Source organism: Lysobacter antibioticus HS124 (assembly GCF_000336385.2).
In the GTDB taxonomy this organism is placed as follows: Bacteria; Pseudomonadota; Gammaproteobacteria; order Xanthomonadales; family Xanthomonadaceae; genus Lysobacter; species Lysobacter firmicutimachus.
In genome coordinates, this window is the sequence record NZ_HG424572.1 from 1 (window position 1) to 10,655 (window position 10,655).

Below are 10,655 nucleotides of genomic sequence, written 5' to 3' on the forward strand. Positions count from 1 at the left end.
GGGCTGCTCCGCACAGGCCATCCATGGCCTGGCTGCGCACGGCCCGCATCCCTGCGGGCCTCCCTCCGGGGCTGCTTTTGTTCTGGCGAGTCCGTCGCGACGCCAAGCTCAAAAGCAAAAGCAACAGCGCAAGCTTGCCGGTCGCTCAGGCCGGCGCGGCGACCGACTCGCGCAGGCCGCGCGCGGCCTGCACCATCGCCTGCAACGCCGCGCGCACTTCCGGCCAGCCGCGGGTCTTCAGGCCGCAGTCCGGATTCACCCACAACTGCTCCGGCGCCAGCACTTCCAGCGCCTTGTCGAGCAGCGCGCGCATTTCCGCCTCGCTCGGCACCCGCGGCGAATGGATGTCGTAGATCCCCGGGCCGATGCCGTTGGGATAGCGGTAGCGGGCGAAGGCGTCGAGCAGCTCCATGCGCGAGCGCGAGGTCTCGATCGAGATCACGTCGGCGTCGAGCGCGGCGACCGCCTCGATGATGTCGTTGAACTCGGCGTAGCACATGTGGGTGTGGATCTGGGTCGCGTCGCTGACCCCGCTGGCGGCGAGGCGGAAGCAGTCGCCGGCCCAGGCCAGGTAAGCCGGCCAGTCGGCGCGGCGCAGCGGCAGGCCTTCGCGCAGCGCGGGCTCGTCGATCTGGATCGCGGCGATGCCGGCCGCGTCCAGGTCCTGCACTTCTTCGCGCAAGGCCAGGGCGATCTGCCGGCAGCTGTCGGCGCGCGGCTGGTCGTCGCGCACGAACGACCACTGCAGGATCGTCACCGGGCCGGTCAGCATGCCCTTGACCGGACGCTCGGTCTGGGTCTGGGCGTAGCGGGTCCAGCGCACGGTCATCGGCTTGGGCCGCGCCACGTCGCCGTACAACACCGGCGGCTTGACGCAGCGCGAGCCGTAGCTCTGCACCCAGCCGTGGGCGGTGAAGGCGAAGCCGTCGAGCCGCTCGCCGAAGTACTCGACCATGTCGTTGCGTTCGAATTCGCCGTGCACCAGCAGGTCCAGGCCCAGCGCTTCCTGCTCCTTCAGGCAGTCGCGGGTCTCCTGTTCCAGGAAGCGGCGATAGCCGGCGTCGTCCAGGCGTCCGGCCTTGTGCTCGGCGCGTGCGCGCCGCACCTGCGCGGTCTGCGGAAACGAGCCGATGGTGGTGGTCGGAAACGGCGGCAAGCCGAGGCGTTTTTGCTGCAAGGCGATGCGGCGCGGATACGGCGAGGCGCGCCGGCCCATTTCAGGGCGCACGTCGGCCAGGCGCTTGCGCACCTGCGGATGGCGCAGCAGCGGCGAGGCCAGGCGCGCGGCGCGCGCGCTCGCGGCGGCGGCCAGTTCGCGCGCAGCGCGCTCGTCGCCGGCCAGGGCGTCGGCGAGCAGGCGCAGTTCTTCGATCTTCTGCTTGGCGTAGGCCATCCACTGCCGTAGCGGCCCGGGCAGCTTGCGTTCCAGTTCCAGATCGGTCGGCACGTGCAGCAGCGAACACGACGGCGCCAGCCAGCGCGCGCGTTCGCCGGCGCGGCGCGCCAGGCTCAGCGCCGCATCGAGATCGGCGCGCCAGATGTTGCGGCCGTCGACCACGCCCAGGCTCAGCGCGCGCTCGGCCGGCAGCAGGGCGAGCAGGCTTTCCAGTTGCTGCGGTGCGCGCACCAGATCCAGGTGCAGGCCCTGCACCGGCAATTGCGCCGCCAGCGCGGCATTGTCGCCGAGCCCGCCGAAGTAAGTGGCCAGCAGGCGCTGCGGCGCGTCGGCCTCGGCCAGGGCGGCATAGGCGCGGCGGTAGGCGGCGCGGTCGGCGTCGTCCAGGTCCAGCACCAGCGCCGGCTCGTCGATCTGCACCCATTGCGCGCCGGCGGCCTTGAGCCGTTCCAGCAACTGCGCATACGCCGGCAGCAGGGCCTCGAGCAGTTCGCGCGGGTCGCCGCCGTCGCGGCGCTTGCCGAGCTTGAGCCAGGTCACCGGGCCGAGCAGCACCGGCCGCGCCTGCAGGCCCAGCGCCTGCGCCTGGGCCAGTTCGGCCAGCGGCTTGTCGGCGCGCAGGGCGAAGCGTTGGCCGGGCTCGAACTGCGGCACCAGGTAGTGGTAGTTGGTGTCGAACCACTTGGTCATTTCCAGCGCGTGCAGATCGCGCCGTCCGTCCTGCATGCCGCGGGCGAGGGCGAAGTAGCCGGCCAACGGATCGTGTTCGTACAGCTCGCGGTGACTGGCCGGAATCGCGTCGAACAGCACCGCGGTGTCGAGCGCCTGGTCGTAAAGGGAGAAGTCGTTGCACGGCACGCTGTCGGCGCCGGCGGCGCCGGCCAGGCGCCAGTGGCGTTCGCGCAGCGCGGCGGCGGCGGCGTACAGGGCGTCGGCCGCGGACTCGCCTTTCCAGAACGATTCCAGGGCCTGCTTGAGCTCGCGCCGCGCGCCGATGCGCGGGAAGCCGAGATGGGTAACGCTGATCATGATGAGTACCTGCGATGCGTGGGCATGACGCAGGGCAACGAAGGAGACCACGGCGGCGCCGGCCCGGCGCTGGCGCGCCCGGCTGGGATGACCCTGGTTTCGACCTTCGCCCCCGCGGGCGAGCCGGCTGCGCGCGGCGGCCGGCGCCGCGAGGGCGCGCGACCGGCGCACGCGCCGGAGTCGGACGGAAGGCGAGCCTTCCGGTCGCGGCAGGTCTTCGGGCTCGGGACTTGAAGCCGGGAAAGGGGGGAGGAACGAGCACTGCTCGTTCCTGACCACGCGTTTCCCGTTTCAGGCTTCTCCTACTGAGGCCGCTTCCCAGGCATTACCGCCCAGTGCCAAGGCCCGTTCGTTTCCCATACCGCTGCGGGGCAGCTCCGGATTCGCACCGGATTCCCTCTGGCCGCCTCCGGGGGACCGGTGGCGGCGTGTCGCATCGCTTTATCTTTATGAAGCGATGTTCACCGTAACGGCGCCAAGTTACGCAGCGCGGCCGGCGGAGTCAATCGGTGCGTGCGGCTTTGCCCGGTCTGCCGGCTGCGCACGGGGCCGGCGGTGGGGTCGCGCGGGGCGGATTTCGCCGGCTGGCGTTCATGCGGCGCCGACGAAGATGAAGCGCACGGCCGCGGCGGCCGCTTGCGGCGTCGCGACGCCGTTGAGTCGGATAACGGCTGCGGCTAACGTGGCATCGTCGCGACGATGCGCGAGGCGGGCCCGGGACGGCCCGCGATCCCGAATCCGATGGGTGGAACATGTTTTACAGATGGTCGCTTGCGCTGGGTTTGTGTCTGCTGGGCCTGGCAGGCTGCGGGAAGGACGCCGCGCCCGATCCGGCCCGCAGCGAAGCGGTGACCCTGGGCAGCCAGAACGAGCCGGCGCGGGCGGTGCCCCCGGCGCGCTCGACGCCGCCCAGCGAGGCGGAAGTCCTGCGCGGCACCTACTGGCCGCCGGCCAAGCTCGACAACGGCAGTGCGCGGATCAGCTGCGGCTACGACTACCTGGGCGACGGCGACGGCGAGCGCCTGAGCGGGCTGGATTTCTTCAGCCTGGTCGACGCCCTGGCGCCGTGCCAGTCGGCCGGGGTGGTGCGGGTGCGCTACGAAGGCAAGATCGGCGCCGGCTTCACCGCCCTGGTGCAGCGCGTCGCGGCGATGGCGACGCGGATGGAGATCCCGACCCGGGTCCTCGACATCGATTCCAGCGGCGGCCACGTCGAAGAGGCGATCCGCGCCGGCGACTCGATCGCCGAGTCGGGCTGGTCGATCTGGGTCCGGGACGGCGCGGTCTGCCACAGCGCCTGCGTACTGGTGCTGGCCGCCGGCGACACCCGCTCGGTCGAGGGCAAGGTCGGCATCCATCGGCTGATGCGCGACCGGTCCACCGCGACCTCGCGCGCCGAACTCAGTCGCGAACTGCGCGCGATCAACCGCGAAGTGCGCGACTACCTGGAGCGCAACGGCGTCGCCACCGCAGTCGCCGATCTGATGATGACCATCGCCAACCGTGATCTGCGCATCCTCACGCCCGACGAATTGACCTTGTACGGCCTGGACGGCAGCAACGCCGCTCAGGACGATCTCGACCGCATCCGCCTGACCCGCAAATGCGGCGAAGACTTCGTGCGCCGGCGCGAACAGGTACGGCGCGAGGTCGACGCGCAGTGCATGGCCGCCGGCAAGGATTTCGGCGAACTGCCCGATTGCGCGCGCGACGTGCAGTCGCGCCATGGTTTCCCGGACCGCAGCTGCCCGAACGACAGCCCGGCCGACTTGTACCTGCACGAGCCCGCGCTGCCGCCGCTGGCGGCGGCGGTCGCGGACGACGAGGCGACCGACAAACCGGCCGACAAGGTCGTCGCGCGCAAGGGCGGCGGCAAGCGCCGCGATTAAGGCGCCCGTCGCGTCGGCGCCTGGCGGATTACCAGCCGCGCTGGATGGGCTGTGCGCCGAGCATGGCCTGGCGGATGCCGGGCAGGGCCAGGAAATCGTGCGGGAAGCCCAGGCGCACCGCGCTGGCTTCGTCCAGCCGTCGCAACTGGGCCGGTTCGAACGCCACGTCGAGTGCGTCCAGGTTCTCCGATAGCTGCGCCGGCGTGCGCGCGCCGATCACCGGCACGATCGCCTGCGGGCGCTGCAACAACCAGGCCAGCGCGACCTGCGCCGGGCTGCGCTGCAGCTCTGCGGCGACCGCCTTGACCACCTCGGCGATATCCAGCGCGCGTTCGGTCAGCGCGCCGTTGCCGATCGCCACCGCACGCCGGCCCTGGGCGCTGGCCGGGTCGAGGTCGCTGCGCGCGTACTTGCCGGTCAACACGCCCGAGGCCAGCGGCGACCATGCGGTGACCCCCAGCCCCAGCGCCTGCGCCATCGGCAGCAGTTCGCGCTCGCCGTCGCGCTGGGCCAGGCTGGCTTCGATCTGCAGCGCGATCAGCGGCGACCAGCCGCGCAGCTCGGCCAAGGTCTGCATGCGCGCGGCCTGCCAGGCCGGCAGGTCGGAAACGCCGGCGTAGAGCACTTTGCCGGCGCGGACCAGATCGTCGAAGCCGCGCATCACCTCTTCCGCCGGCGTGGTGTCGTCCCAAGCGTGCAGGTACAGCAGATCGATGTAGTCGCTGCCGAGCCGGCGCAGGCTGGCGTCGACCGAGCGTTGCAGATTCTTGCGATGGTTGCCGCCGGCGTTGGGATCGGCCGGGTCCATGCTCAGCGAATACTTGGTCGCGATCACCAGCGCGTCACGGCGGCCGCGGGCGAATTCGCCGAGCAGGCGCTCGGAGCTTCCGCCGGTGTAGAAGTTGGCGCTGTCGAAGAAGTTGCCGCCGCGTTCGAGGTAGAGATCGAACACACGCCGCGCTTCGTCGCGGTCGCTGCCCCAGCCCCAGTCGTCGCCGAAGGTCATCGTGCCCAGGCTGACCGGGCTGACGCGCAGGCCGGAGCGGCCGAGGGTGCGGTAATGGTCCAGACGCATATCGCAGTTCCTGTCGGGGGGAAGTGCGCGCAGTCTAGGAAGCGAGGCGGAGGCGGAATATCCGCAGTTTGCGCTGGCGAAGCGGACGTGGGCCGCCGCGTGGCCTACGCGTCGTTCAGCGCGGCAGCGGCGGCACCGGCGTCGGCTTGCCGGTCTCGTCGAGCGCGATCATGGTGAAACGCCCGCGGGTGGCGAGCTGCGACTCGCCCGAGAGCAGATCTTCCTTGTGCATTTCGACTTCGACCTGCATCGAGGTGCGGCCGGTATCGACCACGCGTGCGATCAGCTCGACCAGCGCGCCCTTGGGCACCGCGGTGTGGAAGTCGATCTGTTCCGAGCGCGCGGTGACCACGGTGCGCCGCGCATAGCGCGAGGCGGCGATGAACGCGGCCTTGTCCATCCACGCCAGCGCCTGGCCGCCGAACAGCGTGCCCAGGTGGTTGGTGTGGTCGGGGAAGACGATTTCGGTCATGCGGGCTTCGGTCATGACGGTGGAGTCGGCAGCGGGGGAGGCGATGAATTCGAACATTCCAGAGCGCAAGGTAACGGCGTCTCCCGCGCTGGCGGCGAGCGAAGCAAGCGCAGGGCCGAGAGGTTGGGAAGAGGGACGGAGGCGACCACGGCGCCGGGCGGAGGCGCGCCCTCACTCCAACCCCTCTCCCGTCGGCGGGAGAGGGGCTTTCGTGGATCAGAACGCTTCGTCGAACGCGACTTCGCCCTGCACGCCGACCTGGTAGGCCGAGACCCGGCGCTCGAAGAAGTTGGTCACTTCCTGCACGTCCTGCAGATCCATGAAGGCGAACGGATTGGTCGCGCCGAAGTGCTTGGGCAGGCCGAGCTGGACCATGCGCTGGTCGGCGCAGTACTGCAGGTACTGGCGCATGTCCTTCAGCGACAGGCCGACCACGCCGCCGGACAGCACGTCCTGGGCGAACAGGTACTCGCACTCCACCGCTTCTTCGAACATCTTCACCACCTGCGCGCGCAGGTCGGCGTCGAACAGGTCGGGCTCTTCCTCGCGCGCGGTGCGGATGACCTCGAACGCGAACGCCATGTGGCAGCTCTCGTCGCGAAACACCCAGTTGGTGCCGGAGGCCAGGCCGTTGAGCAGGCCGCGCGAACGCAGGTAGTAGACGTAGGCGAAGGCGGCGAAGAAGAACAGGCCTTCGATGCAGCCGGCGAAGCAGATCAGGTTGAGCAGGAACTGGCGGCGTTGTTCGCGGGTCTCGATGCGCTTGAGGCCCTGGATCGAGTCGATCCAGCGGAAGCAGAACTCGGCCTTGGCCCGGATCGAGGGAATGTTCTCGACCGCGGCGAAGGCCTTGGCGCGCTCGTTGGGATCGGGCAGGTAGGTGTCGAGCAGGGTCAGGTAGAACTGCACGTGCAGCGCTTCCTCGTACAGCTGTCGCGACAGGTACATGCGCGCTTCCGGCGCGTTGATGTGCTGGTACAGGTTCAGCACCAGGTTGTTGGCGACGATGCTGTCGCCGGTGGCGAAGAACGCGACCAGGCGCTCGACCAGATGGCGTTCGGCCGGGCCGAACTTGTGCTTGAGGTCGTTGACGTCCTGGGAGAAATCGACCTCCTCGACGGTCCAGGTGTTGCGGATCGCGTCGCGGTACATCTCGTAGAACTGCGCGTAGCGCATCGGGCGCAGGGTGAGATCGAAGCCGGGGTCGAGCAGGCGGGGCGGAGCGATGGACATCGTGGTTCCTTGATGCAGCCCTGTAGGAGCGGCGCGAGCCGCGACCGCGGGGGCGCAAGCTCGCGCCGTATGCGCGATGTCGCGGTCGCGACTCGCGTCGCTCCTACAGGAACAGGGTGGTCGTTACTGGCAGGCTTCGCAGGCTTCCGGGTTTTCCAGCGAGCAGGCGATCGCTTCGCTGGGCGTGTACTCCGGCTTCGGCGCGGTCGCGGCCGCCGGGGCGCTGACCGTAGTCTTGGCGATCTTGGTCGCCGGGCGCGAGCGCAGGTAGTAGGTGGTCTTCAGGCCCTTCTTCCAGGCGTACATGTACATCGAGCTGAGCTGGCCGATGTTGGGGCTCTCGATGAACAGGTTGAGCGACTGGCTCTGGTCGATGAACGCGCCGCGGTCGGCGGCCATGTCGATCAGCGAGCGCATCGGCAGCTCCCAGGCGGTGCGGTAGACCTGGCGCAGCGATTCGGGAATCTCGTTCACCGACTGGATCGAGCCTTCGGCCATCTTGATCCGGTCGCGCATGTCGGCGGTCCACAGGCCCAGGCGCTTGAGCTCCTCGACCAGGTACTTGTTGACCACCAGGAAGTCGCCGGACAGGGTCTCGCGCTTGAACAGGTTCGACACCTGCGGTTCGATGCATTCGTAGCAGCCGGCGATCGAGGCGATGGTCGCGGTCGGGGCGATCGCCACCAGCAGCGAGTTGCGCAGGCCATGCTGCTTGATCCGCGCGCGCAGCTCGGTCCAGCGCTCCGGCTGCGAGGGCGCCACGCCCCAGGCCTCGAACTGCAGTTCGCCGGCGCTGGCGCGGGTGTCGTCGAAGCTGGGGTGCTTGCCGTGCTCGATCGCCAGTTCGTTCGACGCCGCCAGGGCGTGGAAGTAGATGGCTTCGGCGATCTCGCGGCCGAGCTTGCGCGCCGGTTCGGAGTCGAACGGCAGGCGAAGCTTGAAGAACACGTCCTGCAGGCCCATCGCGCCGAGGCCGACCGGGCGCCACTTGAGGTTGGCGCGGCGAGCGGTCTCGATCGGGTAGAAGTTCAGGTCGATCACCCGGTCGAGCTGGCGCACGGCCAGGCGCACGGTCTCGGCCAGCTTGTCGAAGTCGAATGCGCCCTTGCCGTCCTCGAAAATCTCGACGTGGTGGGAGAGATTGATCGAGCCCAGGTTGCACACCGCGGTCTCGTCCTGCGAGGTCACCTCGAGGATCTCGGTGCACAGGTTGGACAGGTGGACCACGTTGCCGTCGCGCAGGGTCTGGTTGCAGGCGCGGTTGGACTTGTCCTTGAAGTTCATCCAGCCGTTGCCGGTCTGCGCCAGGGTGCGCATCATCCGGCCGTAGAGGTCGCGCGCCTTGACCTTCTTGACCGCCAGGCCGGCGGCTTCGGCGGCGTGGTAGGCGCGCTCGAACGCCTCGCCCCACAGGTCGGTCAGCTGCGGCACCTTGGCCGGGTCGAACAGCGACCACTCGCCGTCGGCCTCGACCCGGCGCATGAATTCGTCCGGAATCCAGTTGGCCAGGTTGAGGTTGTGGGTGCGGCGCGCTTCGTCGCCGGTGTTGTCGCGCAGCTCCAGGAACTCTTCGACGTCGGCGTGCCACGGTTCCAGGTAGACGCAGGCCGCGCCCTTGCGCTTGCCGCCCTGGTTGACCGCGGCGACCGAAGCGTCGAGGGTCTTGAGCCACGGCACGATGCCGTTGGACAGGCCGTTGGTCGAGCGGATCAGCGAGCCGCGCGAGCGGATGCGGGTGTAGCTCAGGCCGATGCCGCCGCTGAACTTGCTCAGCTTGGCCACGTCCATGTAGCGCTTGTAGATCGCTTCCAGCGAATCGTCCGGCGAATCCAGCAGGAAGCAGCTCGACAACTGCTCGTGGGTGGTGCCGGCGTTGAACAGGGTCGGCGAGGACGGGATGTAGTCGAGCTGGGCCATGCGCCGGTACAGCGCCAGCGCGTCGCCGACGTCTTCGCTCAGCGCGCAGGCGATGCGCAGGAAGAACTGCTGCGGGGTTTCGATCACGGTGCGCGCGGTCGGGTGGCGCAGCAGGTAGCGGTCGTACAGGGTGCGCAGGCCGAAGTAGTCGAACTTGGCGTCCAGGCTGCGGTCGATCGCGTCGTTGAGCTTGCGTGCGTTGGCCTGGACGAATTCGAGCAGGCGCTGGTTGATCAGGCCCAGCTCATGGCCGCGCTGGATCGACTGCGAGAAGGCGTGGATCTCGATCCCGGCGACTTCCTTTTCGATCACCCCCGCCAGCAGGCGGGCGGCGAGGCGGCCGTATTCGGGCTCCTCGGCGGTCAGCAGGGCGGCGGTGCGGATCGACAGTTCGTCGAGTTCGCGCGTAGTCGCGCCGTCGTACAGGCCGGAGATGGTGCGGGTGGCCACGCGCATCGGATCCACCGAGTACAGGCCCTCGCCGCAACGGGTCACCGCGCGCACGATCTTGTTCAGATCGACCGGTTCGCGGCGGCCGCTGCGCTTGGTCACGCTCATGGTGAGGTTGGCCGCGGGCGGGGTCAGGGCGAAGCCGGGCGCGGCGGACGCGTCCTGGCGGGGCGAAGCGGCGCCGGCGGGGGCGGCGGCGACGGAAGGATCGGTGGCGAGCGTGGTCATGGGCGTTACTCCGGGGCAAGGGCGCACGGGTCGCCGGACCTTCCCGCGAAGGCGGCGTGCGGAGGACGCGGACGCGCCATCGCGACGGGCCGCGCGCGCGGCGTCGCCGATGGCACGGCCGTGCCCCCGCGGGCGCGGAAACTCCGGAGCGTGCTGGCAGGGTGTCGCACGCGCCGAGACGGGCGCGGTCCGTTCCGCGCGTGGCGCCGAAACGGACGGACGCGACGGCCGTGAGGCCCTCGCGTTGCGACACCGGCCGTCTTCCCCCGAAGACTCCTGGGCCGGTACCGCGCGGTGTGCAGGCGCGCGGCTGTCGGCAGGTCTTCGGGCTCGGGACTTCAGAGCGAGAAAGAGCGCAGAGACATGAGAGTGAGAGCGGGGCGACCGCTCGTTCGCTGCTCAGGTCTCTGCGCTCTCGGCTCGTTCCTCCTACTAGGGCCGCTTCCCAGGCGCTCCGCCCAGTGCCATGACCCGTTCGTTTCCCATACCGCTGCGGGGCAGCGCCGGCTTCGGGCGGCGTCCAACGCCATGCCCCTACCGGCTTCCCTTTTCAGCCGATCTCGCGACCGGCACCGACGGGCACAACATAGTGTGGTTCGGTCGATCCGTCAACGCGATATCTGGTGAGGAAGCGATGTGCAGGGAGCGTCAAGCCCCTTAATCGCCAAGCCCGGCATGGTGTAACGTGCGCGGCATAAGGACCGGGAAAACGTGATGGAATCACTACTCGTGTTGCTGGCGCTGGCGGTGCTGCTGGTGCCGGTCCTGCTGGTGGTCGCCCTGGTCCAGATCGCCGGGCTGAAGTCGCGCGTGGCCGAGCTGGAGCGCGCGCTGACCGGCCTGCGCAGCGAGGCCGAAGCGCGCGCGCCGACCCTGGCCGAGCGCATGGCGCGCGAAGCGCCGCCACGGCCGGCGCCCCCGGCGCCGGCCGCTGCCCAAGCCGGTCCGGTGCCCGCCGCCCCCGAG

At 69.7% G+C, this 10,655-nt stretch carries 6 protein-coding genes, 1 pseudogene and 2 riboswitches; of the genes and pseudogenes, 2 read left to right on the forward strand and 5 right to left on the reverse strand.

The annotated features are described in order from the left end of the window. Positions 1-145: 145 nt before the first annotated feature. Entirely contained in the window at positions 146-2,425 is a 2,280-nt protein-coding gene (metE, locus tag TX83_RS19760; protein ID WP_064749708.1) for a 5-methyltetrahydropteroyltriglutamate--homocysteine S-methyltransferase, read from the reverse strand. Positions 2,426-2,632: 207 nt separating this feature from the next. Beyond that, positions 2,633-2,845, reverse strand: a riboswitch (cobalamin riboswitch). 332 nt (positions 2,846-3,177) lie between these two features. On the opposite strand from metE, the pseudogene TX83_RS19765 reads away from it, so the two are divergent. Further along, positions 3,178-4,351, forward strand: a pseudogene (locus TX83_RS19765) (hypothetical protein); the annotation flags it as partial. On the opposite strand, the gene TX83_RS19770 reads toward TX83_RS19765, so the two are convergent. From TX83_RS19770 to TX83_RS19785, 4 genes are all read right to left on the reverse strand, one after another. Then, a complete protein-coding gene (locus TX83_RS19770) occupies positions 4,343-5,389 on the reverse strand; it encodes an aldo/keto reductase (protein WP_064749709.1) in 1,047 nt (348 codons plus the stop codon). The pseudogene TX83_RS19765 and the gene TX83_RS19770 overlap by 9 nt on opposite strands. A gap of 115 nt (positions 5,390-5,504) precedes the next feature. Next, a complete protein-coding gene (locus tag TX83_RS19775; protein WP_087960768.1) occupies positions 5,505-5,876 on the reverse strand; it encodes an acyl-CoA thioesterase in 372 nt (123 codons plus the stop codon). A 201-nt stretch (positions 5,877-6,077) separates the two neighbouring features. Then, the gene (locus TX83_RS19780; RefSeq protein ID WP_064749711.1) at positions 6,078-7,094 is read right to left on the reverse strand and encodes a ribonucleotide-diphosphate reductase subunit beta; all 1,017 of its coding nucleotides are present in this window, start codon (positions 7,092-7,094) and stop codon (positions 6,078-6,080) included. A gap of 123 nt (positions 7,095-7,217) precedes the next feature. Continuing rightward, the gene (locus tag TX83_RS19785; protein ID WP_261370207.1) at positions 7,218-9,569 is read right to left on the reverse strand and encodes a ribonucleoside-diphosphate reductase subunit alpha; all 2,352 of its coding nucleotides are present in this window, start codon (positions 9,567-9,569) and stop codon (positions 7,218-7,220) included. 418 nt (positions 9,570-9,987) lie between these two features. Beyond that, a riboswitch (cobalamin riboswitch) is annotated at positions 9,988-10,281 on the reverse strand. 122 nt (positions 10,282-10,403) lie between these two features. Here TX83_RS19785 and TX83_RS19790 point away from each other — a divergent pair. Then, the coding region (locus TX83_RS19790) for a hypothetical protein (protein ID WP_141233594.1) at positions 10,404-10,655 on the forward strand (252 nt) is incomplete at its 3' end.

Bases quoted from the DNA above. Each gene is read 5' to 3' on its own strand.
- TX83_RS19780 (WP_064749711.1), bottom strand. From the start codon at position 7,094: ATGTCCATCGCTCCGCCCCGCCTGCTCGACCCCGGCTTCGATCTCACC.
- TX83_RS19770 (WP_064749709.1), bottom strand. From the start codon at position 5,389: ATGCGTCTGGACCATTACCGCACCCTCGGCCGCTCCGGCCTGCGCGTC.
- TX83_RS19775 (WP_087960768.1), bottom strand. From the start codon at position 5,876: ATGACCGAAGCCCGCATGACCGAAATCGTCTTCCCCGACCACACCAAC.
- metE (WP_064749708.1), bottom strand. From the start codon at position 2,425: ATGATCAGCGTTACCCATCTCGGCTTCCCGCGCATCGGCGCGCGGCGC.
- TX83_RS19785 (WP_261370207.1), bottom strand. From the start codon at position 9,569: ATGAGCGTGACCAAGCGCAGCGGCCGCCGCGAACCGGTCGATCTGAAC.